The organism is Microterricola viridarii, from assembly GCF_001542775.1.
GTDB lineage: Bacteria > Actinomycetota > Actinomycetes > Actinomycetales > Microbacteriaceae > Microterricola > Microterricola viridarii_A.
Map to the genome: position 1 here is coordinate 2,488,712 of NZ_CP014145.1, position 26,645 is coordinate 2,515,356.

Genomic DNA, 26,645 nt, shown 5'->3' on the forward strand with positions numbered 1-26,645 from the left:
TGGTTCGGGCATCAGCCGCCGAGCCGGATGGCGACGATGCCGCTGACCGCGACAACCGTCGCGGTCAGCCGCCAGGGGCTGAATCGCTCGCGGAACACGAAGTAGCCGATCACGCCGGCGGCGAGCACACCGGTCTCGCGCAGCGCAGACACGACGGCGAGCGGCGCGATCGACTGAGCCCAGACGACGATCGTGTAGGCAACGAGCGAGAGGATGCCGCCGAGAGCACCCATCGGCGCATGCGTCCGCATGTCACGCAGCATCCCGGAACGGTCCCGCGAGAGCATGAAACAGACGAGCGGCAGCGTCACCCCTTGCACAAGGAACAGCCACGCGGCGTATCCGAGCGGATCACCGGCGACTCGCACCCCCATGCCGTCGATCACCGAGTAGGCGGTGATCGTGACACCGACGGCGATCGCCATGAGGGTGCCACCCCCGGCGTTTCGGCTTTTTGGGGTCCACGACAGCGCGAGCAACGACACGGCCACAACCGCGACACCTGCCAACTGCGGCGGCGTCATCCGTTCGCCGAGCAGAGTCGTGGAGATCAATGCGACACCGAGCACGGCGATGCCACGGGTGAGTGGATAGGTCTTGCCGAACTCCGATTTCGCGTAGGCGGCCGTCAGCAACACGAGGTAGAGCGTCTGCACGGCTGCCGACACCAGCAGGTAGGGCCAGGCTGCGGCGGGCGGGAACGGCAGCAGGACGCAGCCGATCGCCCCGATGACGAGGTAGACAAGGCCGATCAGGGCCGAGGAGACGAGACGCGCCGGAATCGCCTTGGCGATCGCGTTCCAGGTTCCGTGCAGCAGGGCAGCGCCGAGCACAGCGAGGAGGACGGCGGTGCTCACGCCGTGAGGTTCCGCGGCTCGGTGCTGCCGCGCATCGTCACTCCGAACCGGGGTGAACTGTTCATTCGGCCTCACGCTCCTTCGCTGATCCTTGCGCCGCCGTCACTCTAGGTGACGTTGATGTTTACGCAAACAAGGCGCGCCGAAGGCTCGTGCGCCAACACGCCGAAAGCGGGGCCGAGGCCCATCGGCGGCGCCGGCCGCGACCCGATGATCAAGGGAAAGACGGCGCCGAATGGGGCTTGCAATCCCCACCGGATCGTATATCATTTGGAATACCACGACGACGAGGATGTCCATGTCAGAAGACACGAACCACACGGCCACCACTGACCGCGCCGGAACGATTCCCCTTCCCGGCAAGATTATCGCGGTCCATCTCAACTACCCGTCCCGGGCCGCCCAGCGCGGGCGCACACCGGCGCAGCCGTCCTACTTCCTCAAGCCGTCGAGCTCCGTCTCCGCCACCGGTGGCACCCTCGAGCGCCCGGCCGGCACCGAGCTGCTCGCCTTCGAGGGCGAGATCGCCCTCGTCATCGGCCGAACGACCCGCCGGGTCTCTCCCGCAGAGGGCTGGGCTGCCGTCTCCGGCGTCACCGCGGCCAACGACTTCGGCGTCTACGACCTGCGCACCGCAGACAAGGGCTCCAACCTCCGCTCCAAGGGCGGCGACGGCTTCACCCCGCTCGGACCGCGCGTCATCCCCGCCGCCGGGCTCGACCCGGCCGCCCTGCGGGTGCGCACCTGGGTCAACGGCGAGCTGGTGCAGAACGACACCACCGCCGACCTCCTCTTCCCGTTCGGCCAGCTCATCGCCGACCTGTCGCAGTTGCTCACCCTCGAGCCCGGCGACGTGATCCTCACCGGCACTCCAGCTGGCTCCTCCGTCGTGCTGCCCGGTGACGTCGTCGAGGTCGAGGTCGACGCCCCGGATGCCGCTGGCGCCCCGAGCAGCGGCCGCCTCACGACCACGATCACGGCCGGCACCGCCGCGTTCGGCGACTTCGGCAGCAAGCCGGCCGTCGACGACCTGCAGCGCATCGAGGCGTGGGGCAGCGAGGCCGAGCACGCCGCAGCCGTCGCCGCCGGCCGGGCCAGCGCGCTCGAGAGCGCGCAGCCCGAGTCCGGCACGGTGTCCGAGCAGCCGGCATCCGTCCTCACCGACGAGATCAGGCAGCTGCTCGACGGCGTCGCCGTCGCCACCCTCTCTGTGTCGCTGCGGAAGCGCGGCTACCACGACATCTTCATCGAGGGCGTCTCCTCCAACCACACGGGCACCCGCATGGTCGGCACCGCCAAGACGCTCCGCTTCGTGCCGTTCCGGCCCGACCTGTTCGAGCGCCACGGCGGCGGCTACAACGCCCAGAAGGTGGCCTTCGACACCGTCAACCCGGGCGAGGTGCTCGTCGTCGAGGCCCGCGGCGAGCGCGGCACCGGAACCGTCGGCGACGTGCTCGCGCTCCGCGCCCAGGTGCGCGGCGCCGCCGGCATCGTGACCGACGGCGGCGTGCGCGACTTCGACGCCGTCGCCCAGTTCGACATCCCCGTGTTCTCGCAGGGCGCCCACCCCAGCGTGCTCGGCCGCAGGCACGTGCCGTGGGAGGTCGACGTGACCATCGCTTGCGGCGGCGCCGCGGTGCAGCCGGGCGACATCATCGTCGGCGACGGCGACGGCGTCATCGTGATCCCGCCGCAGCTGCTGGCCGAGGTCGTGGCCGAGGCCGCAGAGCAGGAACGCCAGGACGCCTACGTGGCCGAGCAGGTCGCGGGCGGCGAGCCCGTCGATGGCCTGTTCCCGATGAACGCGAGCTGGAAGGCCCGCTACGCAGAATGGGAGGGACCGCGATGAGCGACGCCACCGCCACCGCCGATGCCGGCACCGCCGCCACCACAATCGATGCGACGCTGAGCAAGGCGCAGCGCTCCTACCAGTACATCCGCGACCGCATCAACGACGGCCGCTACGTGCCGGGCTTCCGCCTGGTGCTCGGCCAGATCGCCAAGGAGCTCGACGTCAGCGTCGTGCCCGTGCGTGAGGCGATCCGGTTGCTCGAGGCCGAGGGCCTTGTCACCTTCGAGCGGAACGTCGGCGCCCAGGTCGCCATGATCAAGGAGACCGAGTACCTGCACACCATGCAGACGCTCAGCATCGTCGAGGGCGCGGCCACCGCCCTCTCGGCGCCCTTCATCACGGCCGATCACATCGCGCGCGCCCGGGCCATCAACGAGCGCATGATCGCGTGCCTGAATGACTTCGACCCGCGTAACTTCACCGCACTCAACCTCGAGTTCCACTCTGTCTTGTTCGAGGACTGCCCCAATCCGCACATCCTCGACCTGGTGCACCGCGGCTGGAACCGCATGAACGTGCTGCGCGACTCCAGCTTCAGCTTCGTGCCCGGCCGTGCCCGCGCCTCCGTCGAGGAGCACGAGGAGCTGCTGCGCCTGATCGAGGCGGATGCCGCCGCGCTCGAGATCGAGCTCGCGGCGCGCGCCCACCGCACCCGCACCTTGGACGCCATGCTCGCCTACCAGGCCGAGCACAAGCGCCCCACTCCCACCCAGAACACCGACGACGCACAGGAGCGATGAAAACCATGAGTCACTACATCCCCGAGAACCTCCCCAGCAAGATCCAGCACTTCATCGACGGCCAGTTCGTCGACTCCGTCGGCGGCGAGACGTTCGACGTGCTCGACCCAGTGTCCAACGAGAGCTACGTGCAGGCCGCAGCCGGCCAGAAGGCCGACATCGACCTGGCCGTCGCCGCCGCCCAGCGGGCGTTCAAGTCCGGTCCGTGGCCGCGGATGCTGCCGCGCCAGCGCTCCCGCGTGCTGCACAAGATCGCCGACCTGATCGAGGCCCGCGACCAGCGCCTGGCCGAGCTGGAGACCTTCGACACCGGCCTGCCGATCACGCAGGCGCTCGGCCAGGCGCAGCGCGCCGCCGAGAACTTCCGCTTCTTCGCCGACCTGATCGTCGCCCAGCGCGACGACACCTACAAGGTTCCCGGCCGCCAGGTGAACTACGTCAACCGCAAGCCGATCGGCGTCGCCGGCCTGATCACCCCGTGGAACACCCCGTTCATGCTGGAGTCGTGGAAGCTCGCCCCTGCCCTCGCCACCGGCAACACGGTGGTGCTGAAGCCGGCCGAATTCACGCCGCTCTCCGCATCGCTCTGGGCCGAGATCTTCCGCGAGGCCGGAGTGCCCGACGGCGTCTTCAACCTCGTCAACGGCCTGGGCGAGGAGGCGGGCGACGCGCTCGTCAAGCACCCCGATGTTCCGCTGATCTCCTTCACCGGCGAGAGCCGCACCGGCCAGATCATCTTCGGCAACGCCGCCCCGTTCCTCAAGGGCCTCTCGATGGAGCTCGGCGGCAAGTCGCCCGCCGTCGTCTTCGCCGACGCCGACATTGAGGCGGCCCTCGACGCGACCGTGTTCGGCGTGTTCTCGCTGAATGGCGAGCGCTGCACCGCCGGCAGCCGGGTGCTCGTCGAGCGCCCGATCTACGACGACTTCGTCGCCCGCTACGCGGAGCGCGCGAAGAACATCGTCGTCGGCGACCCGCACGACCCGAAGACCGAGGTCGGCGCGCTCGTGCACCCCGAGCACTACGAGAAGGTGATGAGCTACGTCGAGATCGGCAAGACCGAGGCCCGCCTCGTCGCCGGCGGCGGCCGCCCCGAGGGGCTGGAGACCGGCAACTACGTCGCCCCCACCGTGTTCGCCGACGTCGCACCGGATGCCCGCATCTTCCAGGAGGAGATCTTCGGGCCGGTCGTGGCGATCACCCCCTTCGACACCGATGAGGAGGCGCTCGAGCTGGCCAACAACACCCGCTACGGCCTCGCCGCCTACATCTGGACGAACAACCTCAAGCGCGCGCACAACTTCTCGCAGTCCGTCGAGGCCGGCATGGTCTGGCTGAACTCCAACAACGTGCGCGACCTCCGCACCCCGTTCGGCGGCGTCAAGGCGTCGGGCCTCGGCCACGAGGGCGGCTACCGCTCGATCGATTTCTACACCGACCAGCAGGCCGTGCACATCACGCTCAACGAGGCCCACTCGCCGCGTTTCGGCACCGCGAAGTAACCCCCGACATTGTCACTCAAGGAAGAGAACACCAGCATGACCGAACCCATCATCACCTCTGACAGCCCGATCGCCGTGCCAGCCAACCGCATCGCGACGCCCACGTCGCCCGCGCCCGACATCCTGCGCTGCGCCTACATGGAGCTCATCGTCACCGACCTCGCCGCCTCGCGCGCGTTCTACGTCGACGTGCTCGGCCTGGTCGTCACCGAGGAGGACGACGAGGTTGTCTACCTGCGCAGCTTCGAGGAGTTCATCCACCACAACCTGGTGCTGCGCAAGGGCGCCGTCGCCGCTGTCGCCGCCTTCAGCTACCGCGTGCGCAGCCCCCAGGAGCTCGACGCGGCCGTCGCGTTCTACACCGAGCTCGGATGCCGCGTGGAGCGCAACCCGAACGGCTACAACAAGGGCATCGGCGACTCGGTGCGCGTCGAGGACCCGCTGGGCTTCCCCTATGAGTTCTTCTACGACGTCGAGCACGTCGAGCGCCTCGCCTGGGCCTACCACCTGCAGACCCCCGGCTGCCTGGTGCGCCTGGACCACTTCAACCAGGTCACCCCGGACGTGCCCCGCGCCGTCGCCTACATGGAAGACCTCGGGTTCCGAGTGACCGAGGACATCCAGGACGGCGAGGGCACCACCTACGCCGCGTGGATGCGCCGCAAGCCCACCGTGCACGACACCGCCATGACCGGCGGCGACGGCCCCCGCATGCACCACGTCGCGTTCGCCACGCACGAGAAGCACAACATCATCGCGATCTGCGACAAGCTGGGCGCCCTGCGCATGTCTGACAGCATCGAGCGCGGACCGGGCCGCCACGGCGTCTCGAACGCGTTCTACCTGTACTTGCGCGACCCGGACGGCCACCGCGTCGAGATCTACACGCAGGACTACTACACCGGCGACCCCGACAACCCCGTCGTCACCTGGGACGTGCACGACAACCAGCGCCGCGACTGGTGGGGCCACGCGGTCGTGCCCAGCTGGTACACCGAGGCCTCGCTGGTGCTCGACCTCGACGGCAAGCCGCAGCCGCTGGTCACCCGCACCGACGACTCCGAGATGGCCGTGACCATCGGTGCCGACGGCTTCTCGTACACCCGCGAGGGCGACCAGAGCGACGGCTTCAAGCTCGGCAACACGCTCTAAGCGCGCGTCGACCCGCATAAGATGCGTGGGCCAGGGATCATTCCCGGGCCCACGCATTTTTCGTGGGCTGACGCAGCCCCCGGATGCCGCCCGGGCGCGCGGCATCCGTGGGCCGACGCAGCCCCCGGATGCCGCCCGGGCGCGCGGCATCCGCGTCAGGCATGCTGTGCCAGGTTTGACGGCGGGCCTTCGGTCGCTGGCGCTCCCTCCATCCGGCCTGCAGCGCCTCGCCTGGCCTCTCTCCACGGCGGCTGAGGGATCGAGGAACGAGCGACCGAAGCCCGGTTTCCAACCCGACCACCCCTCACCGCACGCCCCTACACCCACCCACCGACAAACCATGAAAAGTTATCCACACCAGCCATTTTTCTCGGGAATGACTTGCTTTTCACCGTAAAATAGAACCATGGGAAGCGCGACGGAGCACCTGGCTGAGGCACAGTCTCACCTGTCCGCCGCCCTCGCTGTTTCCGACCCGCGGATGCTGCACGACGACGCCCTGCTCGAGCTCACCGCGACCGTCGAAGCCGCCGGCCGCGTCGTCGACGCCCTCCGGCTGAAGACCGCCGGCGAGGTCGCGTTCCGCTCCCGCCGCGAGCTCGGCGAGGACCGCCTGTCAGCGAAGAAGGGCTGCCGCAACGCCGTGGAACTCCTGGCTCGGATCACGCTGGCATCCGAGCGCACCCTCACCCAGCGGATGCGGGTGGGTGAGGCGATGAGGCCGCGCACCGCACTGACCGGAGACACCCTCCCGGCCGCATTCCCCGCAGCATCTGCCGCCCTCCGCTCCGGCATCCTCGGCTACGACAGCGCCCTGGCCATCATCGACACCCTCGCCCCGATCCGGGCCCGGGTCGGGGACCTCAACCTGGAACGGGCCGAGCACGCTCTCGTCGCCGCCGCGACCGGCCCCACGATCGAGTCGCCGCTGCCATTCCCGGCCGACGAGGTCCGCGGGCAGGCGCGTGTTTGGGAACAAGTGTTGGACCCGGACGGCACCGAACCCGTCGAGGAACGTGCCATGCAGGCCCGGGGTATCAGCGCCGGCCTCACCCGCGACGGTCTCGTGCATCGCAGGATGGCCCTGCTGCCCGAGATCGACGCCAAGTTCGAGACACTGTTGAACGCGTACCTGAACCCGCGCAGCAAACCCACCTTCACCGACGCCGACCCGGACGCCCCGAAAGACCCGCGCGCCACGGCGCAGGCCCGGCATGACGTGTTCGCCAGCCTGATCGACGGTGCCGCCCGTTCCGCCGACGCGCCCCGGATCGGCGGGGCGGCCCCGACGGTGCTGGTCTCGGTGCGGCAGGCCGACCTCGACCGGCGCTGCGGTGCCGGATTCATCGAGGGCTGCGACGCGGCCCTGTCGATGCGGGCGGTCGAGCAGTTCGTCTGCGCCGGCGGCACCCAAACCGTCCTCATCGGCGACGACGGCCGGCTGGTCAGTTTGAGCACGTCGGATCGGGTCTTCAACGCCCAGCAGCGGCGGGCGATCACCCTGCGTGACGGCGGGTGCATCATTCCGGGGTGCACGATCCCGGCTGCCTGGTCCGAGATCCACCACGTCATCGCCCACCGCGACGGGGGCAAAACGGACGTCTGCAACGGCGTGCTGTTGTGCTGGTTACACCACCGCACCATTGAGACCAGCGGTTGGCGCATCCTGATGATCGACGGGGTTCCGCACGTGAAACCGCCGCCCTGGCTCCGCGGTGGCCGCTCCGAGGCCGAGACGCCGTGGCGAAGAACCACGAAGTCCCGCACCCAGCTCGCCGACCTCTGCGAACAGCAGCTCGAGCATCAGAGCGAACCCCAACCCGTGCTCGTCGAATAGCACCTGCGCTCACAACGAATCCCGCGCACCCCGTTCCCGCGATGCGGTGATAAATCCGGCAACACTCAGGCCCAATGCCGCCATCGCTGCCAGCACATTGGGCGTACCCAGCTCGATGTACGTCGTCCTGATTCGCTGTCCGTCCTTCAGCTGCCAGTTGCACACGAGCTGAAACGGAAGCAATATGTAGTGCGTCTCGGGGCGAACAGGATCACCTCCAGGCGTAACGGCCACCTCACGCAGTGGACTTGTTGTGCCCTCGGTTGTCGTTCTGGTCGTGCAGTCGGCGACCGAGTACCGAGCAGAGCCAGCCCAGGACATGAACGCCAAAGCGCCCGCACCGAGCGCAACGAGGACCCAGAGCATCGACAGAGTCCTGAGCGCGAAAATGGGCCACGTCAAGGTGCTGCCAGAATTGTCGCTCCCCATGCGCTGAGGCTAGGTACGGCGTGCCTCCCTGTCTCTACCCCAAGTGGGGGTGCCTCCGCCACAAGTGGGGCGGCTCAATCGGTTGGTTCAGCGCCTGTTACCTTGGCATCCAATCGATCGGACTCCATTGCCGCCGATCGTGAAACTGACCGTCATGACCTCGTTCGTTGAATCAGTCGTTTCTTAAACCCGGGCGACACCGTGCGTGGACGTTCACAGACGGCAATTCTCAGGGCCTGAACTCGGTGCGCCACGAGACCAGCACAACCCGGTCGGGCAACGCGCTCAGGGCTTCGGTCGCTGGCGCTCCCTCCAGCCAGCGTGCGGAGGCCAGCCAGCGTGCGGAGGCCAGCCAGCGTGCGGAGGCCAGCCAGCGCGGAGTGAAGCGCTTAACCGGCAGAGTCCACGATCTCGGCCCCGGCGTGGCCGAGCTCGGCCAGTGCGGCCACCGAGCTCTCGGCTGCCACCCCGGCGATGAGGTCGCGCAGCACGCGCACGCGCTGGCCGTGCTCGAGTGCGTCCAGCGCGCTGGCGCGCACGCAGTAGTCGGTGGCGATGCCGACGATGTCGATGTCGGTCACGCCGCGCTCGGTGAGCAGCTGGGCGACCGTCTCGCCGTTCTCCCCCGTGCCCTCGAAGATCGAGTAGGCGGGCTTGCCCTGACCTTTGCGGATGTGGAAGGTGACCGCGGCGGTGTCGAATGCCGGATGGTAGTCGGCGCCCGCGGTACCGGCGACGCAGTGCACCGGCCAGCTGTCGACGAAGTCCGGCGCGGCATCCGTGGCGAAGTGGCCGCCGTTGTCGTTGCCCTCGTCGTGCCAGTCGCGGGAGGCGAAGATGGTGCCGTACTCGCCCGCGTGCGCGGCGAGCAGGGCGCTGATGCCGGCCGCAACGGCCGCGCCGCCCACGACCCCGAGCGCGCCGCCCTCGGTGAAGTCGTTCTGCACGTCAACGATGAAAAGTGCCCTAGTCATGCACCCATTATCGCCGCTGCCCCTGAGGGCGGGGCGTCACAGGTTTGAGAGCGTGTTACCGCAGCTGTAGAAGCCGGCCGTGAGCGCGTCGATGGCGGTTTTGGCGCTGTCGTCCACGTCATCCAGTGCGTAGATGGCGAAGGTGAGCGGGGTGCCGTCGGCGGCGTGGATGACGCCGGACAGCGTGTAGCCGGTGTCGATCCAACCGGTCTTGGCGAACACGGAGCCGTCGGCGATCGCGCTGTCCCCTGTGAACCGGTCGCTGTAGGAGAGCGAGCCGCTCTGCCCGGCGACCGGGAGGCCGTCGAAGATCACGCCGAGGTTGCCCTCGCGGGCGTTGATCTTCATGAACAGCTGGGTGAGGTAGCTCGGCGGGATGGCGTTGTCGTCGCTCAGGCCGGAGCCGTCGACGGCGACGATGCCCGTGGTGTCGATGCCGTAGTCGGCGAGGCCGGTGAGCATGCCGGCCTGGATCGACTCGAAGCTGTTGCCGGACCCGGACTCGACCGCCACCAGGCGGCCGAGCATCTCGGCGATGGCGTTGTCCGAGACGATGAGCGACTGCTGGATCAGCGTCGAGACGGGCTGCGACTGCACGGAGCCGAGCGTGGCGGCGCCGGCCGGGGCGGTTCCGCGCTCGATGCTGACGCCACCGAGCTCGTCGGCGAAGGCCTCGCCGGCCCGCCCGATCGGGTCCTCGCTGCGGCTGGAGGTGTTGTTGTAGGGGTTGTCGCGGTCGCCGTCGACCTGCAGCGCCGTGATCGGCGGCATGTAGCCGTCCCAGAGTTCCTTGCTGTCCCAGCTGGGCTGCCACTCGGCGCCGCCGAACATCGAGGAGTCCAGCACGAGCTTCGTCAGCGGCGGGTTGGCCGGGTTCGCGTCCCAGGCCGCTTGCACCTGCGCGGCGAGCTCGTCGAGGTGCGCGGCACCCGCGTAGGCGGACTCGTCGCCGCTCGGGGTGCGGCTGAGCGTGATGTCGCCGCCGCCGACGAGCACGACGGAGCCCGGCTCGCTGCCGGCAACGACGGTCGTCGTCGCGCGATAGTCGGGGCCGAGCACAGAGAGGGCCGCGGCGGAGGTGAGCACCTTCATGACGCTGGCCGCGCGTGAGGCGGTGTCGCCGCCGCGGTCGTAGAGCACCTCTCCGGTGGCGGCATTGCGCACCTGGGCCTGGAAGCTGCCGAGGCGGGAGTCGGCGGCGAGCTCGGCGACGGAGCACATGCGCACGATGCTCGCGGCGGGCGCAGCGGCGGGTGCCGGCCGGCCGGTCTGCGTGGGGGTGGGCGTCGGGATCGGGGTCTTCACGGCGACGGATGCGGTTGCCGGGGCGCCGACGGCGCTGCCGGCCGCGACGGCGATGCCCCCGAACAGCACGAGGGCCAGCGCGCCCGCCGTGATCAGCGTGGCGCGCGGATGCCTGCGCAGGCGGGCGATGAAGGCTCCGGACGTGCGCGCGGTGCCGTTCCCCGGCGTGGGGGTCGGGGCAGGGCGTGGCTCGTCGGAATTCGGCATCCGACCATTTTAGCCCGGCCAGCCTGAGCGACCAGTGGGCGCCCGGGGTTCGGGCGCCGCGGGCTGACGCCTATTCGCCCGGGTACTTCAGCCCGATCGCGGCACGGACATCGTCGAGCGTCTGCATGATCTGCACGCTCTCCTCCAGCGGGATGCGCGCGTCGATCCGCTCGCCGCGAGCGACGAGCTCCTCGAGCGCGACGGCCTGGTAGTGCTTGCCGCCGCCGTTGACCGGGGAGGTGTACTCCTCGAGCACGGTGCCTGCGGCATCCACAACCCGGAAGCTGGTCTGGGTGTACCAGACGCCGTCGATGTCGATGCGGCCGGCTGTGCCGATGATGGTGGCGCGGTTCGGACCCTGCACATCGCTGGCGGAGAGCGCGGCTGCGATGGCACCGTTGGCGTAGCTGAACGTGGTGGCGATCTGCGCGTCTGCGCCCGTCGCCTTGAAAGTCGCCGTGGCCTGGATGCTCTCCGGGGCTCCGAACAGCGCGGAGGCGAAGGAGATCGGGTAGATGCCGAGGTCGAGCAGCGCGCCGCCGCCGAGCTTCAGGTCATTCATCCGGTGGGCCGGGTCCTCCGAGAGCTGCTGGGTGTGGTCGGCAATGAGGGTGCGCACCTCGCCGATGGTGCCGGCGTCGAGGATCTCGCGGATCCGCTGCATGTGCGGCAGGAAGCGCGTCCACATGGCCTCGAGCACGACCAGGCCCTTCGCCTCGGCTAGATCGGCGACCTGGCGGGCCTGCGCGGCGTTGAGAGCGAACGGCTTCTCGACGAGCACGTGCTTGCCGGCATTCAAAGCCAGACTGGCGTGCTCGGCGTGGAACGGGTGCGGCGTTGCGACGTAGATGACGTCGACCTCCGGGTCGGCGACCAGGGCCTCATAGCTGTCGTGCACATTCGGGATGCCGAACTCGGCGGCGAACTGGGCCGCGCTCTCTGCACGCCTCGACCCGACGGCCTGCACCGTGATTCCGTTCGCAACCAAGTCGGACGTCACCGCGTGAGCGATGCCCCCGGTTGCAAGAATTCCCCAGCGCAGTGATGTCGTCGTTGTAGTCACGCGCTCAGCCTAGTGCCGCCCTCGGAGGGCGTCCAAAGACTGGGCGGGACGGGTGCGTGTACACGAACACCCAAAACGTCGGCTAAGCTCTATTGCTGTGCCATTCACGCGAGAAATCGTGTGGTTGCCACGCCGCCTTAGCTCAGTCGGCAGAGCGTCTCACTCGTAATGAGAAGGTCGTGGGTTCGATTCCCACAGGCGGCCCCAGCAACAGAAAAGGCCAGCCGGATCACTCCGGCTGGCCTTTTTTGGTTCCAGGTATTCGATGCTGCGCCCCCGTGACGGATGCCGGTCCGGCTCGTAGACTCTGGCCATGACCAGCGACGATGCCTACACCGCCGTGCTCTACGGCGACGAGCTTGAGGCCGTGGGGTACGACATCCGCGTGCGCTATCTGCCGGGGAACACCCCACATCCGGTGCTGACGCACGCGGGGTTCACCTACCAGCTCGTCGGCAGCACCGACGGAGTGGACGACTCCTTCGACTACGACCACCCGGTGCCGGCCGACTAACCCGCAGCTGCCGGTGAGCGTGCTCCCAGCGTCGCGACGTACCGTGTTCGCGTGAAAGCGCAGGGGCAGGGGCAGGCCGGTACGACGGCCGCGGAGGCCGCGGAACGCCGCGCTCGCGGCGCACTGCGCCGCGTGCCCGTCTGGGCTTGGCGGCTGCTGATGCGCGCCGTCAGCCCGGGCGAACGCCGCCGCTTCAACGCCGAGCCGGTCAGCGGTGTCAGCTACTGGTTCAACATCGACTTCGTCGGCGACGGCATCCGTGCGCACCGGCTCGATGTGATGGCCCCGGCGAGCACCGGCGCGGCCGTGGACCCGCTGCCCATCTACGTGTACTTCCACGGTGGCGGCTGGACCTCGGGCGACAAGGCATCGCTGACGAAGTACTGCGCCAGGCAGGCGGCCGACGGGGTCGTCGTGGTCAACGTCAACTATCGGATGGCGCCGAGCTTCCACCTGGGCCACGTGCTCGAGGATGCGAATGCGGCGCTCGCCTGGGTGGGTGCCAACATCGCCGATTTCAACGGCGACCGGGAGCGCTGCGTGTTGGGCGGCGACTCAGCCGGCGGCCAAATCTCGGCGCTGATGGCCGCCGCCACGTTCCGCCCCGAGCTCGCGGAGCACTACTCCCTGCGCCCGTCCCTGCGCCTGGCCCAGTTGCGCGGCCTCGTGCAGCATTGCAGCATCGTCGACTTCTCGGTGTTCTTCGAGAAGGGCTTTGTGATGAGCCTGAACTTCATCCGGATGCTGCTGCCGCACGGCCGCGACGAGGCTGGAGCCGCCCAAGGGCACCGGCTGCGCGAGGCCGCCCGGTTCATGTCGCCGATCGAGTGGCTGGATTCGCGCTGCCCACCGGTGTTCATCACCACCTCGGAGCGCGACTTCTTCTACCGCTCCAACATGAACCTGATCGCGCGGCTGAAGGAGCACGGGGTTCCCGTCGATGCGCTCGTCTACGGCTGGGGCAGTGCGAACACCGAGCACACCTGGCAGCAGAACTTTCGTTATCCGGAGTCCCAGGAGGTTTATCGCCGCCTAAGCTCCTTCATAACGACGGTGACGGCTTAGTCGGAGCGTTCCGGCCACCCCGCCATGCGATGCGGAGGTGTGGCGATGGACGAGCAGGCGACGGATCCCGCAGTTGCGGCCGACGCCGAGCTGCCCGATTTCGACTGGGCGACGCTGCCGGACGGCGTCACCGCGACGACCTTTGCCGCCCCGAGCGGGCCCCTCGCCATGATCAGCCACGGCGATCCGGCTGCGCCGCCGGTGTTGCTGGTGCCGGGCGCGACCGGGTCGAAGGAGGACTTCGTGCTCATGCTGCCGGTGCTGGCCGCGGCCGGCTACTTCGCGCTGAGCTTCGACCTCGCCGGGCAGTACGAGTCGGTCTTGGCCGGGCCAGAGAACCTCGACCCGCCCCGGGAGCACTACGACTACGAGCTGTTCGTCGATGATCTCCTGGCCGTGCTGGCGGATGTCGGCCGCCCGGCGCACATCGTCGGCTACTCCTTCGCCGGCCTCGTCGCCGGTCTGGCCTACGCGCGCGAGCCAGAGCGCTTCGCCAGCCTGACCCTGCTCAGCTGTCCGCCGCTGGCCGGGCAGAGCTTCCGCGGCGTCAGCCGGATCGGGCCGTTCACCGGGCTGGCCAGCGGGCGCACCGGGGCGGCCCTGATGGTGTGGGGAATCCGGCGCAACCTGGTGCCGGTGTCGCCCGGTCGGCTGCGGTTCGTGCGGGAGCGTTTCGCGCTCACCCGCCGAGAGTCAGTGAGCGACATCATCGCGATGATGAAGCACGCGCCCGACCTCGCCGCGATCCTGCGCGACGCGCCGCTGCCGAAGTTCGTGGCGGTCGGCGAGCACGACCTCTGGCCCACCCGGCTGCACGCCGAGTTCGCCGAGGCGCTGCGGGCCGGGCTCGCCGTCTACCCGGCCGGGCACAGCCCCTGCGAGACGTCGCCGCACCAGCTCTGCCGTGACCTGGTGCGGCTGTTCGCCACGGCGGGGCGCTAGCCACCAGCCCGCTGCCCGTCCCGCCGCTACGGCCGGTGGGCGCGCGCCCAGCGGGTGCGCGCGTGGTGCCGGCGCCACGGCGCCTCCCGGCGGAACTCGTGCGCCAGCGTCGTCCACGCCTTACTCAACCGCAGCCCGAGCGCGCTCCACGATGCGAACGGGCGGGCAGAGACCGGCATCCGCAGCTCGGGGTCGTATCTGACTGCCATGTCTGGCCGCACCAGGTACGAGACGTCCAAATCGTCGTGGATGCGCGGCTCGTCACGGGCGACGTCCGGGCCGATCCGCGCCCACACGTCGGCCGTCATGGCGAAGTTCGAACCGAACACCGGCGGGTGGCCGAGCATCGCCCCGACCACGTGGAGGTAGCCGCCCAGGTAGAGAACCTGCCCCAACCAGTGCACCAGCCGACTCCCGCCGTAGAACTCCCCGGGGCCGGTGACGAGTGCGATCCCAGCCGGTTCGCCGAAGGCCGCCTCGACCCGGGCCAACCAGTCCGGCGCGGGGCGCGAGTCAGCGTCCAGCCGGGCCAGGATGCCGCTGCTGGCGGCGTCGAACCCGGCCGCCGAGGCGCCGCCGACGCCGCGGATCGGCCAGTAGATCCGTCGAACGCCGGCCGCATCGCAGACCGCAGCGGTGTCGTCGCTGCTTGCGTTGTCGACCACGATGATCTCGTCGGCCGGCCGGGTCTGCGCCGCCAGGTGGGCCAGGCAGATGGCGAGGAAGCGGGCGTCGTTGCGCGAGGGAATGACGACCGCGATCGTGGTCGCGGGCCGCTGCGCGGGCAGAGGCCCCCTGTCGGTCCCCATCGGCACAGAGTACCGCAGCGTGGTTTCGGCCAGTGCGTCACGATTGGGCAACGGAGCCCGCGGCGCGGCATCCGCCCTGCTTGACTCCCCCTATGAGAGAGCTCACGCTGCGGATGTCGTGCGCGGCCCCGGCGACCGAGTGCGCAGACACCAACCCGGGCGCGCTGCTGCACTTCGACCCGGTCGCCGGCCTTCTGCAGCTGGGCGCCCTCGTGCTGATCGGTCTGGTGATCGTCTTCGTGATTCGCGCGCGCCGCAACCGCTAACAGCGCGGGTCGGCCGAGGGCACCGTTCCCTTGATGAGGTAGTCGTCGACGGTGTTCGAGATGCACGAGTTCGACTTGTTGTAGGCGGTGTGGCCCTCACCCTGGTAGGTGACGAGCACGCCGCTGTCGAGCTGGTCGGCGAGCGACTCGGCCCAGACGTACGGCGTGGCCGGGTCGTTCGTCGTTCCGATGACCAGGATCGGCGGGGCGCCCGCCGCGTGGATCGGGGCGCGCTCGCCCTGGAACTTGTACGGCCAGTTGGCGCAGCCGATGTCGCCGTAGGCCATGTAGCTGCCGATCACCGGCGCAGCCGCCGCGATCTCGGCGGCCTGGGCGCGCATCGAGGCCGGGTCAGCGTTGTAGCTGTAGTCCATGCAGTTCACGGCCATGAACGCCTCGGTGGAGTTGTCGGAGTAGCTCCCGTCGGCGTTGCGGCCGTTGTAACCGTCGGCGAACTGGAACGCCAGGTCGGCATCGCCGTGCATCACGCTCTCGAACATGTCGCTGAGCATGCCCCACGCCTTGGCGTCGTAGAGCGGGTAGATGATCGCCGTCAGCAGCGCGTTGGAACCCAGCTGGCGGCCATCCGAGGCCCGGATCGGGCTGGCGTCAACGGATGCCAGTAGCGCGGCGATGGTGGCCATGCCCTGGTCGACCGTGCCGCTGAACGGGCAGGAGGACGAGCCGAGGCAGTCTTTGAGGTAGGCGCGCAGCGCGTTCTCGAAGCCGACGGACTGCACCTTGGTCACCTCGAAGTTGCTGGCGGCGGGGTCCAACGCGCCGTCGAGCACGAGCCGGCCGGCCTTGCCCGGGAACAGCTCGGCGTAGACGGCGCCGAGGAAGGTGCCGTAGGAGTAGCCGAGGTAGTACAGCTCCTTGTCGCCGAGCACGGCGCGCAGCAGGTCGAGGTCTCTGGCGGCGCTCTGCGTGTCGACGTGCTCGAGCAGCGGCCCGGTTTCGGTGGCGCAGGCGTTGCCGAAGGCGCGCGATGAGTCGGTCATCTCGGCGATCCAGGCGTCGCTACCGCGCTTAGTGGTGCTCACGTCGTAGAGGTACGCGTCCATCTGGGCCGCGTCGTAGCAGGCGACCGCGGTGGAGCGGCCGACGCCGCGGGGGTCGAAGCCAACCACGTCGAAGCGTTCCTGCAGGCGCTCGTCGGTCGCATAGTCGACCGAGTCCTTCACGAAGTCGTAGCCGGACGCACCGGGGCCGCCCGGGTTCACGAACAGGGAGCCGATCTTGTCGCCGCTGGCCGGCTGGCGCACGATGGCCAGCTTGATGGTTCCGGATGCCGGATCCGCCCAGTTCAGCGGCGCCTTCACGTCGGCGCACTGCATGCCGCCGCCGCAGCTGCTCCACTGCACGGTCTGCCCGTAGAACGCGGCGACCGAGGCGTCGACGTCCTCACCGGTCGGCGTGGAGGTGGCCGGGGGCGGCTCGGGCAGGAACGCCGTGACGCATCCGGTGAGCGCGATGGTGACGGCAAGAGCGCCGGCCAGTGCTGCGCCCCATCGGCGCCCACGGCGCCCACGGCGTCGAGCGGGACGGGCGGGAGACCCGGCGGGGGTGGTGCGGGCGGCAGTCGTCAACTGTCTTCGCTTTCTGTCTGGAGCGTGAAGGGCCGCCGCCGCACCCTTTTAGGTGCGACGGAACGACACGAGCATCGCCTCGAGCGCCAGGAGCGGGGCGACGTTCGCCTCGATCCGGTGCCGCGCGGTGGTGATCGCGTCGAGCGTAGCGAGTGTTTCTGCGGGAGTGCTGCGCGTGGCGGCTGCCGCGATCTTGCCCTCGAGCTCGCGGTTGATGACGGCATCCGTGCGGCCGAGCTGCAGCATGATCACGTCGCGGAACAGCGAGGAGAGGTCGACCAGGATGCGGTCGATGCCGTCGCGCAGGCTGCGCTTCGCGCGCCGTTTCTGGTCGTCTTCCATCGCCTTGATCTGGCCGCGCAGTGCGGGCGGAATCGCCTGCCCCGGCGCAATGCCGAGCGAGCGCAGCGTGTGCTCGCGCTCCTGGGCGTCGCGCTGCACCGTGATGGCCTCGGCGTCGGCGCCGGCGATCGCCAGCATCCGGGCGGCGGCGAGCACCGCGCTGCTGACGGAACGCACCTCAAGGGCGGTGGTCAGGGTCTCCTGGCGGCGGTCGCGTGCCTCGGCACTGGTGGCCAGGCGCTGCGCCATGCCGATGTGGCTCTGCGCCTCACGGGCGGCACGCTCGGCCAGCTCGGGGCTGATGCCGTTGCGCCGCACCAGCAGCTCGGCGACATCCGCGACGGTGGGCACGCGCAGCCGCACGCTGCGCACGCGCGAGCGGATCGTCGGCAGCAGGTCGGCCTCGCTCGGCGCGCAGAGGATCCACACGGTGCGCTCCGGCGGCTCCTCGAGCTCCTTGAGCAGCACGTTCGAGGCGTGCTCGGCCATCCGGTCGGCGTCCTCGACGATGATCACGCGGTAGCGGCCGACCGAGGGCGAGTAGTGCGAGCGGCGCACCGTCTCGCGCACGTCGGCGATCTTGATGATGACGCCCTCGGTGGTGAGCACCTGCAGGTCGGGGTGGCTGCGCGCCCGCACCTGCGCGGCGGTCGCCTCGTCGCCGTCGTGGTTGCCGCTGAGCAGCGCGGTGGCGAAGGCGAAGGCCAGGTTGGAGCGACCGGAGCCAGCCGGGCCGGTGATCAGCCAGGAGTGCGTCATCTGGTTCGCCGGGCCGGATGCCACAGCGCCGGACTCGGTGGCAGCCAGCGCTGCGTCGGCACGTGCGGCATCGGCCGCCGCGCCCGGTTGGAAGCTCGCCGCGGCGCGGAACAGTGCGATCGCCTCCGCTTGCCCCGTCAGTTCGCTCCACACCGTCACCCCTCAAGGTTACCGGTCGGCCACCGACAGCCGCGCCCGCGCCGCCGCGCGGCATCCGCAGACTGAGCCCGTCGAAGTCGGTGGAGTCTCTACGCGCTCAACCAACGGGATTCGATCGGGGGCTCCCACGAGCCAACGTGGAGAAGCACGCCGGCTCGAGGCGGCCGCGCCGCGACGAAGGAGCAGCGCAGCCCCCGAAGCCCCGAGCGATTCAGCAGAAACCGCAGCCCCCGGCTTCCACTGACTGAGCCCGCCGAAGTCGGCGGAGCCTCTACGCGCTCAACCAACGGGCTTCGGTCGCAAGCTCCCTCGAGCCAACGTGGAGAAGCACGTCGGCTCGAGGGGGCCGCGCCGCGCCGAAGGAGCAGCGCAGCCCCCGAAGCCCCGAGCGACTCAACAGAAACCGCAGCCCACGGCATCCGCAGACTGAGCCCGTCTAAGTCGGCGGAGTCTCTACGCGCCCAACCAACGGGATTCGGTCGGCCCCGTGTGTTGGCTTCGGTCGCAAGCTCCCTCGAGCCAACGTGAGGGCGCCGGTCAGCCGCCGACGGGTGCGAGCTGCAGCAGGGAGTTCAGCGGGAAGCTCGGATTGGCGGCCTGCTCCGGCGTCGGGCTGACCCGGGCGGCGAGCAGCTTGCGCGCCCCAATGTGGTCGGCGGCGCTGCCCAGTGAGTCGACGCCGACCAGCACGCCGTCGCGAAAGCAGTACACGCTGAACCGGCCGCTGGCCGGGTCGCCCCGCAGCACGTGCTCGTCGGCCGCGGCGCTCAGCCCGGCGATCTGGATCCGCAGCTCGGCCTGGTCGCTCCAGAACCAGGGCGCGGCGTCGTACGGGCGCGGCCGCCCGGTGAGCGTGGCGGCGACGCTGCGCGCCTGGTCGGTCGCGTTCTGCACCGACTCCAGCCGCAGCAGCGCGCCGGTGGCCGCGTGCGGGTAGCGCGCACAGTCGCCGATCGCGAATATCCCCGGGTCACTCGTGCGAAGCAGGGCGTCGACGAGCACACCGCCCTGCACGACGAGACCGGCCGCCTGGGCCAGCTCGCTCACCGGTTCGGCGCCGATGCCGACGACGACGAGGTCGGCCGGGTGCAACCGCCCGGCGCTGTCGCGCACGCCGGTGGCGGCGCCGTCGGCACCCACGATCTCGCGCGCCACGGTGCCGTGCAGCATCCGCACGCCGCGCGCCTCGTGCCAGGCCTCGATCTGCGCGGCGAAGGGGGCGGATGCCGCGCGCTCCAGCACGCGGGCGGCCGCGTTGATGACCGTCGGCGCAAGCCCACGCGCCGTCGCGTGGGCGGCACACTCCAGCCCGATGAAGCCGGCCCCGATGATGACGACGTCGCGGGCCCGCTCGAAGGCGGTCGCGAGCCGGTCGGCGTCTGCTCGAGTGGCGAGCCGGTGCACGCCGGCCAGCTCGGCGCCCGGCACCGTCAGGGGGCGCGGCCGCGAGCCCGTCGCCAGCACCAGGTGGTCGTAGTCGAGCAGTGACACCGTGCCCTCGGCGTCGACGAGCCGCACGCAGCGGGTCGCCCGGTCGACCGCCTCGACCGTCGTGCCCGCCAGCAGAGTCACGCCCGCCGCCGCGTAGAAGGACTCCGGCCGGAACCAGATCTGCTCGGCGCCGACCGTGCCGGCGAGGTAGTCCTTCGACAGCGGCGGCCGCGCGTACGGCAGCCCCGCCCCGGCATCCACGATGGTGATCGGCGCGGTGAATCCTGCCTCCCGCAGCGCGTTCGCGGTGTGGAAGCCGCCGTGACCGCCCCCGACGATCACACACCCCGCCCGCATCAGAACTGGGTGGCCGGGGCGTGCACGAGCAGCCCGTCGGTGGCGGCGGAGCACCGCAGCTGGCAGCTCAGCCGTGAGTGAGCGGTGCGCGGGGCGGCGGTCGCCTCGAGCATCTCCTCCTCGTCCTCCGAGATCGGCGGCAGGGCGATGGTGTTCGCCTCGTCGACGTAGACGTGGCAGGTGGAGCACTGCATTCCGCCGCCGCACTCGCCGACGATGCCCCTCACCCGATTGTTGACGGCGGCCTTCATCACCGACATCCCGTCGGCGACGTCCAGGTCGACGGCGGCGCCGTCGACGCTCACAATGGTCAAACGCGACATTCTCTGGTTCTCTCTGTTCCGGAAGCTGTGGTCACGAGGCGGGTCGGGGTCACCACACGGCGGGCAGCTCGAGCAGCCCGCGGAACACCCAGCCACGCTCGCGCGGCGCGGCCCCCGGTGCCAGCTGCAGGCCCGGCAGCCGGCGGAACAGCTCCGGCAGCGCGATCTGCGCGACCGAGGCCCTGGCCACCCAGGCACCCCCGCAGAAGTGCGGGCCGCCGCCGAAGGCGTGGTGGCTGACGTGGTCGCGGTCGATGTTGAACTCCTCCGGGCGCTCAAACACGCGCTCGTCGCGGTTGGCGCTGCCGACGCAGACGCCGATCTTGTCGCCGGGCTTCAGTGAGACGCCGCCGAGCTCGGTGTCGACGGCGACCATCTTCGGGTACATCGAGATCGGGGCGACCCAGCGGATCGTCTCCTCGAAGACGGGGCGCCAGAGCGCGGCATCCGCCTCGACCCGCGCCCGGATCTCCGGGTGGGTGATCAGCGCGTAGACGGCGATGCCCATCGCGTCGCGCGGCTCGTTGACGCCGCCGCCGATGGTCATCTTCACGGCCGCCCGCAGCGACTCGATCGGCATCTGATACTCGGCGTGCACGGCAGCAGAGATCATCGACTCGTCCGGCGTCACCCGCACCCGGGCGACGGCGCGGTCGATCTCCGCGTCGATCTCGGCGACGACGGCATCCGCCTGCGCCCAGACGGCCGGGTCGTCGGCGTAGTTGCCGACGCCGTCCATCATGGACTGCGACCAGACCTGCAGGCTGAGGTCGAAGGCGTCGGGCGCATGGCCGGAGGTGTCGGTCATGAAGCCGAGCACGTGGGCGAGGTTGCGCGCCGCGAGCGGGCCGAAGAAGTCGGCGACGAGCTCGCCGCCGCCCCGCTGCTCGAGGGCGTCGATGAGGTCTGCGGCGTTGCGCTCGAAGATCGGGTTCCAGTGCCGCTTGATGGCGTTGGGCTTGAGCGGGCTCTCGACGGCGTGCCGTTCGGCGCGGTGCTCCTCGCCGTCCTTGCGCAGGAACGGGTGTCCCATCACCCGGTACATCAGCGAGCCCTCCTCGCGGGCGATGAAGATCTCGGGGTTCTGCTCGATCGTGCTCACGTCGTCGTAGCGGGTGACGAGGTAGCGGTTCGCCGCCGGCACCCAGGCCACAGGCTCCTCGGCGCGCAACCGCTCGAGCAGCGGCCACGGGTTCACCCACATCTCGGCCAGGTCCACGCTCTCGCCGAGCGTCCCGCCGGCCCCCACCGCTGCGGATGCCGCCGCCGTCGTTTCCGTCGTCGTTGCAGACTCTGCCGCCATGGCCAACCTCCTCATTGAGCTGTGCGCCCAGTCAACTCAGTGCGCGCAGTGTTGTAAAACATGTTTAACTACGCCGAAAACCAAGTAAATTCTGGTTATGGAGAACCACCCGTTCACGATCCGGCAGCTGGAGTACTTCGAGGCCGTGGCCACGCACGGCTCGCTGTCGACGGCGGCCGCGCAATGCCACGTCACGGCATCCGGTCTGGCCATCGCCTTGGACGAGCTGGAGAGGAACCTCGGGGTGCAGCTCTTCATCCGCCGCAAGGCGAAGGGGGCAACCTTGACACCGCTCGGCGCCGGGCTGCTCCCGGAGGTGCGCATGCTCCTCGGCAACGCGGGCACGCTCGCCGCGCACGCGCTCGAGGCGGGAGACAGCGTCGGCGGGCGCCTCGCGGTCGGCTGCTACCCGGCGCTCTCCCCGTTCTACCTTCCGAGCATCCTCGAGGACTTCGCACGCGCCCACCCGGCGCTCGAACTCGAGTTCGTCGAGGCCCCGGCGCCTGAGCTGCACGAACTGCTGCTGCAGGGCAACATCGAGGTGGCCCTCATGTACAGCGCCGACATCTCCCGGGAGCTCGCGCACGACCCGGTGCGGGAGTACCTGCCGCACGTGATCGTCGCCGCGAGCAGCCCGCTCGCCGAACGGGCGTCGCTGAGCCTGGCCGAGTTGGCGGAGCTTCCGCTCATCGCCCTCGACCTGCCGCCCAGCAAGCAGAACACGGAGCGGCTGTTCGCGCGCGCAGGCCTCCGCCCGCGAATGAGCCACAGCTCGCTGAACTTCGAGTTGGTGCGCTGCCTCGTCGGGCGCGACCTCGGCTACTCGATTCTGTACCAGCGACCGCGGGGCGACCTCAGCTACGACGGCCACCGGGTGGTCAGCGTCCCGCTCGCCGACACCGTCGAGACGAGCACCGTCGGCCTGGCCCGCACAGCGGGCAGCCGGATGACGCGGCGCACCGAGGCCCTGCTTGAGCACCTGCGCGCAGCCCCCGGCGCACCCCTGCACAGCTCGCCCGCAAACACAGGATGAGAGCGGTGCCGCACCCCGTCTCGGGGGCGGCGCCGCTCTCATCCTGTGTTTTCGCCCCGGCCCGCGAAGGGTGGCGGCGTGTGTTGGTGGTTAGTCGAGCAGCGCGGCGACGCGGGCGCGGATCAGCGCGGCGATCTCGTCGACGGGCAGGGCGGCGTCCACGACGAGAAAGCGCTCCGGCTCGGCCGCCGCCAGCGCGAGGAAGGCCTCGCGCACGCGGGCGTGGAAGGCGCCCTTCTCGGCCTCGAGCCGGTCGAAGCGCTTCTCGGCGGCATCCAGCCGGCCACGGGCCACCGTCTCGTCGAGGTCGAGCAGCACGGTGAGGTCGGGCAGCAGCCCCTCTGTCGCCCAGAGGGAGAGCTGGCGCACCTCCTCGCCGCCGAGCACCCGCCCGGCGCCCTGGTAGGCGACGGAGGAGTCGATGTAGCGGTCCTGGATGACGACCTCACCGCGGGCGAGCGCCGGGCGCACCGCCGTCTCGATGTGGTGCGCGCGGTCGGCGGCGTAGAGCAGCGCCTCGGCCCGCGCCGCGATGTGTCCGCGGTGGTGCAGCACGATCTCGCGGATCTCGACGCCGACCTCGGTGCCGCCGGGCTCGCGGGTGCGCAGGACCGTGCGGCCCTGCTCGCCGAGCCAGCTGGCCAGCAGCTCGGACTGGGTCGTCTTGCCCGAGCCGTCGCCGCCCTCCAGCGTGATGAAGACACCGGATGCCGCGCCGGCGGTTTCGACAGACTCAACCAGCGGGGCAGAGCCCCCGGTCACTCGGCCGCTCCGGCGGCCGCGGCGGCTGCCTTGTTCGCGGCACGGGTCGCAGCAGCCTTCTTGGCGGCCTCGGAGCGCGCGGCCGAGACGGCTGCAGTCGGCTTCTTCGCTGCGGGCTTCTTCGCTGCGGCCTTCTTCGCGGGCGCCTTCTTGGCCGGAGCCTTCTTCGCCGCGGTCTTCTTGGGCGCCGGGCCCTTGTCGCGCTTGATCTGCAGCAGCTCGACGGCCCGCTCGAAGGTGAGGTCCTCGACGGTCTCGCTCTTCGGGATGGTCGCGTTGACGGTGCCGTCGGTGACGTAGGCGCCGAAACGCCCGTCCTTCACCTTGATCGGCTTGCCGCTCACCGGGTCGGCCTCGAACTCGCGCAGCGCGCTGGAGGCGGCACGGCCGCCGTACTTCGGCTGGGCGTAGAGCTCGAGCGCCCCGGGCAGGTCGATATCGAAGATCTGGTCCTCGCTGGTGAGCGAGCGGGTGTCGACGCCCTTCTTCAGGTACGGGCCGAACTTGCCGTTCTGGGCCAGGATCTCGGCGCCGGTCTCCGGGTCGATGCCGACGACGCGCGGCAGCGAGAGCAGCTTGAGCGCGGTGTCGAGGTCGATCGTGGCCAGGTCCATCGACTTGAACAGCGAGGCGGTGCGCGGCTTGACCGCGGCTGCCTTCTTCGCGGCCGGCTTCTTCTTGGCGGCCGGCTTCGCGGCATCCGCCTCGAGGACCTCACCGGTTGCGGCGTCGGCCGCGACCTCGGGGGCCGGGTCGAGCTCGGTCACGTAGGGGCCGAAGCGGCCGTCCTTCGCGACGATCTCCTTGCCGTTCTCCGGGTTGATGCCGATCACGCGGTCGGTGACCACGGGGGCGTCGATGAGCTCGCGCGCCTTCGCCGGGGTCAGCTCGTCGGGGGCCAGGTTCAGTGGCAGGTTGACGCGTCGGGGCGTGGCGTCCGGGGCTGCACCCTCTTCTGACACCTCGAGGTAGGGGCCGTACTTGCCGATGCGCAGCGTGATGTCGTCGGTGATCGGCATCGAGTTGATGCTGCGCGCGTCGATCTCGCCCAGATTGTCGATGACCTGCCGCAGGCCCTTGTGCTTGTCGGAACCGAAGTAGAAGCTGTTCAGCCAGTCGACACGGTCGGCCTCGCCGGCCGCGATGTGGTCGAGGTCACCCTCCATCTCGGCGGTGAAGTCGTATTCGACGAGGTCGCCGAAGTACTCCTCCAGCAGCCGCACCACAGAGAAGGCGATCCAATTGGGAATGAGCGACTGCCCGCGAGGGGTGACATAGCCGCGGTCGACGATCGTCGAGATGATCGAGGCGAAGGTCGACGGGCGGCCGATGCCGAGCTCTTCCAGACGCTTGACCAGGCTGGCCTCGGTGTAACGCGGAGGCGGCGTGGTCTCGTGGCCGTTGGCGTCGAGCTCGGCGAAGCTGAGCCGCTGGCCCTCGCTGAGCTGCGGCAGCTTGGACTCGCTCGGCTCGCTCGGGGCGTTGCGCTCCTCGTCGCGGCTCTCTTCGTACGCGTTCAGGAAGCCGCGGAAGGTGATGACGGTTCCGGATGCCGTGAACTCGGCGAGTGCCTTGGAGGCGCGCGGGTTCTCGGACTCGCCCGTCGGCCCGGCCACGATCGTGACCGAGGCGGTCTGCCCCTTGGCGTCGGCCATCTGCGAGGCGACGGTGCGCTTCCAGATGAGGTCGTACAGCTTGAAGTCGTTGCCGCGCAGCGCGCTGGAGAGCGAGGACGGCGTGCGGAAGGTGTCGCCGGAGGGGCGGATGGCCTCGTGCGCCTCCTGCGCGTTCTTGCTCTTGCCGGTGTAGACGCGCGGCTTGTCGGGGATGGTGTCCGCACCGTACAGGGCGGTGGCCTGGGTGCGCGCCGCGTTGATCGCCTGCTGCGAGAGCGAGGGCGAGTCGGTACGCATATAGGTGATGTACCCGTTCTCGTAGAGAGACTGGGCGACGCTCATGGTCTGCTTGGCCGAGAAGCGCAGTTTGCGGGCGGCCTCCTGCTGCAGCGTGGAGGTCGTGAACGGCGCGGCTGGCTTGCGCGAGTACGGCTTGGACTCGACCTTGCTCACGGTGAGATCGACGCCGGGCTGCAGCAGTGCCTCGCGGAGGGCCGTCGCTGCGGCCTCGTCGAGCACGGATGCCGAGCTCTTCAGCTGGCCGTTGTCGTCGAAGTCGCGGCCGCTGGCGATGCGCTCGCCGTTCAGCCGGGCGAGGCGGGCGGAGAAATTCGAGCCGTCGGAGTCGGCGCCGTCGAGGGCGGTGCTGAGGATCGCGCTCAGATCCCAGTAGCCGGCCGCGGTGAAGGCGAGGCGCTCGCGTTCCCGGTCGACGACGAGGCGGGTCGCGGCGGACTGCACGCGGCCGGCGGAGAGGCCGGGGCCGACCTTGCGCCAGAGCACCGGCGAGATCTCGTAGCCGTAGAGGCGGTCGAGGATGCGGCGCGTCTCCTGCGCGTCGACCAGAGCGGTGTCGAGTTCGCGTGTGTTGTCTTTGGCGGCCAGGATGGCGTCTTTGGTGATCTCGTGGAAGACCATGCGCTTGACGGGCACCTTCGGCTGAAGCACCTGCAGCAGGTGCCAGGCGATGGCCTCACCCTCGCGGTCCTCATCAGTTGCGAGCAGGAGCTCGTCGGCATCCTTCATTGCGCGCTTCAGCTCGGCGACGGTCTTCTTCTTGGCGTCGGAGACGACGTAGTAGGGCTCGAAGCCGTTCTCGACGTCGACGGAGAACTTGCCGAGGGAACCCTTCTTCAGCTCGGCCGGGAGGTTCTTGGGCTCGATCAGATCGCGAATGTGGCCCACCGATGCCAAGACCTCGTAGCCATCGCCCAGGTACTGGGCAATCGACTTCATCTTGTTCGGAGACTCCACGATGACCAGTTTTTTCGTGCCCGGCACCAGGTTCCTCTTGTTTCTATTGAGTACGAGCGGATCTGCCGCGCCCCCAAGCGCATCCAGCATCGTGTGATCGGCGACCTGAAGGCCTGCCATGCCACACGATACACACTCACATCGAGTGCGTGCCTAATTGAGACATCCTCATGCGGGCGCCGTCAAGTCCCTGCTCTCACGCC

22 protein-coding genes and 1 tRNA gene are annotated in these 26,645 nt (G+C 69.7%); 11 read left to right on the top strand and 12 right to left on the bottom strand.

Translation table 11 applies throughout. The annotated features are described in order from the left end of the window. Positions 1–11: 11 nt before the first annotated feature. The gene (locus tag AWU67_RS11410; protein ID WP_129586701.1) at positions 12–857 is read right to left on the bottom strand and encodes a DMT family transporter; all 846 of its coding nucleotides are present in this window, start codon (positions 855–857) and stop codon (positions 12–14) included. A 298-nt stretch (positions 858–1,155) separates the two neighbouring features. Here AWU67_RS11410 and AWU67_RS11415 point away from each other — a divergent pair, with 298 nt between their 5' ends. The 5 genes from AWU67_RS11415 (at position 1,156) to AWU67_RS11435 (ending at position 7,940) form a co-directional block, all read left to right on the top strand. Continuing rightward, positions 1,156–2,706, top strand: coding sequence for a fumarylacetoacetate hydrolase family protein (locus AWU67_RS11415; protein WP_067229043.1), 1,551 nt, complete (start codon positions 1,156–1,158; stop codon positions 2,704–2,706). Then, entirely contained in the window at positions 2,703–3,449 is a 747-nt protein-coding gene (locus AWU67_RS11420; protein WP_082716941.1) for a GntR family transcriptional regulator, read from the top strand. The genes AWU67_RS11415 and AWU67_RS11420 overlap by 4 nt, the downstream gene beginning before the upstream one ends. 5 nt (positions 3,450–3,454) lie before the next feature. After that, positions 3,455–4,951, top strand: coding sequence for a 5-carboxymethyl-2-hydroxymuconate semialdehyde dehydrogenase (gene hpaE, locus AWU67_RS11425; protein ID WP_082716942.1), 1,497 nt, complete (start codon positions 3,455–3,457; stop codon positions 4,949–4,951). 36 nt (positions 4,952–4,987) lie between these two features. After that, a complete protein-coding gene (hpaD, locus tag AWU67_RS11430) occupies positions 4,988–6,103 on the top strand; it encodes a 3,4-dihydroxyphenylacetate 2,3-dioxygenase (RefSeq protein WP_067229050.1) in 1,116 nt (371 codons plus the stop codon). Positions 6,104–6,509: 406 nt separating this feature from the next. After that, positions 6,510–7,940 carry an HNH endonuclease signature motif containing protein gene (locus AWU67_RS11435; RefSeq protein WP_067229054.1) on the top strand — a complete coding sequence of 477 codons (1,431 nt, stop codon included), beginning with the start codon at positions 6,510–6,512 and terminating at the stop codon, positions 7,938–7,940. An 818-nt stretch (positions 7,941–8,758) separates the two neighbouring features. Here AWU67_RS11435 and AWU67_RS11445 read toward each other — a convergent pair. From AWU67_RS11445 to AWU67_RS11455, 3 genes are all read right to left on the bottom strand, one after another. Next, positions 8,759–9,343 (bottom strand): isochorismatase family protein, encoded by a 585-nt coding sequence (locus AWU67_RS11445; protein WP_067229060.1) that lies wholly within the window; start codon positions 9,341–9,343, stop codon positions 8,759–8,761. A gap of 36 nt (positions 9,344–9,379) precedes the next feature. Then, positions 9,380–10,855, bottom strand: coding sequence for a D-alanyl-D-alanine carboxypeptidase/D-alanyl-D-alanine endopeptidase (dacB, locus tag AWU67_RS11450; protein WP_082716943.1), 1,476 nt, complete (start codon positions 10,853–10,855; stop codon positions 9,380–9,382). Between the two features lie 70 nt (positions 10,856–10,925). Continuing rightward, positions 10,926–11,918 (bottom strand): Gfo/Idh/MocA family protein, encoded by a 993-nt coding sequence (locus AWU67_RS11455; RefSeq protein WP_067229064.1) that lies wholly within the window; start codon positions 11,916–11,918, stop codon positions 10,926–10,928. 131 nt (positions 11,919–12,049) lie between these two features. On the opposite strand from AWU67_RS11455, the gene AWU67_RS11460 reads away from it, so the two are divergent. From AWU67_RS11460 to AWU67_RS11475, 4 genes are all read left to right on the top strand, one after another. Next, positions 12,050–12,125 (top strand) — tRNA-Thr (locus tag AWU67_RS11460). 106 nt (positions 12,126–12,231) lie between these two features. Beyond that, complete coding sequence (locus AWU67_RS11465; RefSeq protein WP_067229067.1) at positions 12,232–12,432, top strand: hypothetical protein; 201 nt, start codon at positions 12,232–12,234, stop codon at positions 12,430–12,432. A 51-nt stretch (positions 12,433–12,483) separates the two neighbouring features. After that, on the top strand, positions 12,484–13,497 hold the full coding sequence (locus tag AWU67_RS11470; RefSeq protein ID WP_234407226.1) for an alpha/beta hydrolase: 1,014 nt from the start codon (positions 12,484–12,486) through the stop codon (positions 13,495–13,497). A 45-nt stretch (positions 13,498–13,542) separates the two neighbouring features. Then, positions 13,543–14,439, top strand: coding sequence for an alpha/beta fold hydrolase (locus tag AWU67_RS11475; RefSeq protein ID WP_234407227.1), 897 nt, complete (start codon positions 13,543–13,545; stop codon positions 14,437–14,439). Positions 14,440–14,465: 26 nt separating this feature from the next. Here AWU67_RS11475 and AWU67_RS11480 read toward each other — a convergent pair whose 3' ends face one another. Next, positions 14,466–15,248, bottom strand: a complete 783-nt coding sequence (locus AWU67_RS11480) for a glycosyltransferase family 2 protein (protein WP_067229074.1) — start codon at positions 15,246–15,248, stop codon at positions 14,466–14,468. A gap of 92 nt (positions 15,249–15,340) precedes the next feature. On the opposite strand from AWU67_RS11480, the gene AWU67_RS17380 reads away from it, so the two are divergent. After that, positions 15,341–15,514, top strand: coding sequence for a hypothetical protein (locus tag AWU67_RS17380; protein WP_160329747.1), 174 nt, complete (start codon positions 15,341–15,343; stop codon positions 15,512–15,514). Here AWU67_RS17380 and AWU67_RS11485 read toward each other — a convergent pair. The 5 genes from AWU67_RS11485 to AWU67_RS11505 form a co-directional block, all read right to left on the bottom strand. After that, positions 15,511–17,103 carry an alpha/beta hydrolase gene (locus AWU67_RS11485; RefSeq protein ID WP_082716944.1) on the bottom strand — a complete coding sequence of 531 codons (1,593 nt, stop codon included), beginning with the start codon at positions 17,101–17,103 and terminating at the stop codon, positions 15,511–15,513. The genes AWU67_RS17380 and AWU67_RS11485 overlap by 4 nt on opposite strands. A 48-nt stretch (positions 17,104–17,151) precedes the next feature. Beyond that, a complete protein-coding gene (locus AWU67_RS11490; protein WP_067229077.1) occupies positions 17,152–18,363 on the bottom strand; it encodes a DNA polymerase III subunit delta' in 1,212 nt (403 codons plus the stop codon). Between the two features lie 537 nt (positions 18,364–18,900). Further along, on the bottom strand, positions 18,901–20,136 hold the full coding sequence (locus tag AWU67_RS11495) for an NAD(P)/FAD-dependent oxidoreductase (RefSeq protein WP_199922285.1): 1,236 nt from the start codon (positions 20,134–20,136) through the stop codon (positions 18,901–18,903). Between the two features lie 14 nt (positions 20,137–20,150). Then, complete coding sequence (locus AWU67_RS11500; protein WP_425339204.1) at positions 20,151–20,456, bottom strand: 2Fe-2S iron-sulfur cluster-binding protein; 306 nt, start codon at positions 20,454–20,456, stop codon at positions 20,151–20,153. A gap of 67 nt (positions 20,457–20,523) precedes the next feature. Continuing rightward, entirely contained in the window at positions 20,524–21,777 is a 1,254-nt protein-coding gene (locus tag AWU67_RS11505; RefSeq protein WP_082716945.1) for a cytochrome P450, read from the bottom strand. Between the two features lie 97 nt (positions 21,778–21,874). Here AWU67_RS11505 and AWU67_RS11510 point away from each other — a divergent pair, with 97 nt between their 5' ends. Beyond that, complete coding sequence (locus AWU67_RS11510; RefSeq protein WP_067229085.1) at positions 21,875–22,810, top strand: LysR family transcriptional regulator; 936 nt, start codon at positions 21,875–21,877, stop codon at positions 22,808–22,810. A gap of 90 nt (positions 22,811–22,900) precedes the next feature. Here the strand turns inward: AWU67_RS11510 and tmk are convergent, their stop codons facing one another. Continuing rightward, positions 22,901–23,572 carry a dTMP kinase gene (gene tmk, locus AWU67_RS11515; RefSeq protein WP_234407228.1) on the bottom strand — a complete coding sequence of 224 codons (672 nt, stop codon included), beginning with the start codon at positions 23,570–23,572 and terminating at the stop codon, positions 22,901–22,903. After that, the gene (gene topA / locus AWU67_RS11520; protein ID WP_067229087.1) at positions 23,569–26,469 is read right to left on the bottom strand and encodes a type I DNA topoisomerase; all 2,901 of its coding nucleotides are present in this window, start codon (positions 26,467–26,469) and stop codon (positions 23,569–23,571) included. Before topA ends, tmk begins: the two co-directional genes overlap by 4 nt. Between the last annotated feature and the right edge of the window lie 176 nt (positions 26,470–26,645).

Coding starts and splice junctions, on each gene's coding strand:
- AWU67_RS11415 (WP_067229043.1), top strand. CDS start 1,156: ATGTCAGAAGACACGAACCACACGGCCACCACTGACCGCGCCGGAACG.
- AWU67_RS11420 (WP_082716941.1), top strand. CDS start 2,703: ATGAGCGACGCCACCGCCACCGCCGATGCCGGCACCGCCGCCACCACA.
- hpaE (WP_082716942.1), top strand. CDS start 3,455: ATGAGTCACTACATCCCCGAGAACCTCCCCAGCAAGATCCAGCACTTC.
- hpaD (WP_067229050.1), top strand. CDS start 4,988: ATGACCGAACCCATCATCACCTCTGACAGCCCGATCGCCGTGCCAGCC.
- AWU67_RS11435 (WP_067229054.1), top strand. CDS start 6,510: ATGGGAAGCGCGACGGAGCACCTGGCTGAGGCACAGTCTCACCTGTCC.
- AWU67_RS11445 (WP_067229060.1), bottom strand. CDS start 9,343: ATGACTAGGGCACTTTTCATCGTTGACGTGCAGAACGACTTCACCGAG.
- dacB (WP_082716943.1), bottom strand. CDS start 10,855: ATGCCGAATTCCGACGAGCCACGCCCTGCCCCGACCCCCACGCCGGGG.
- AWU67_RS11465 (WP_067229067.1), top strand. CDS start 12,232: ATGACCAGCGACGATGCCTACACCGCCGTGCTCTACGGCGACGAGCTT.
- AWU67_RS11475 (WP_234407227.1), top strand. CDS start 13,543: ATGGACGAGCAGGCGACGGATCCCGCAGTTGCGGCCGACGCCGAGCTG.
- AWU67_RS11480 (WP_067229074.1), bottom strand. CDS start 15,248: ATGGGGACCGACAGGGGGCCTCTGCCCGCGCAGCGGCCCGCGACCACG.
- AWU67_RS17380 (WP_160329747.1), top strand. CDS start 15,341: ATGAGAGAGCTCACGCTGCGGATGTCGTGCGCGGCCCCGGCGACCGAG.
- AWU67_RS11505 (WP_082716945.1), bottom strand. CDS start 21,777: ATGGCGGCAGAGTCTGCAACGACGACGGAAACGACGGCGGCGGCATCC.
- AWU67_RS11510 (WP_067229085.1), top strand. CDS start 21,875: ATGGAGAACCACCCGTTCACGATCCGGCAGCTGGAGTACTTCGAGGCC.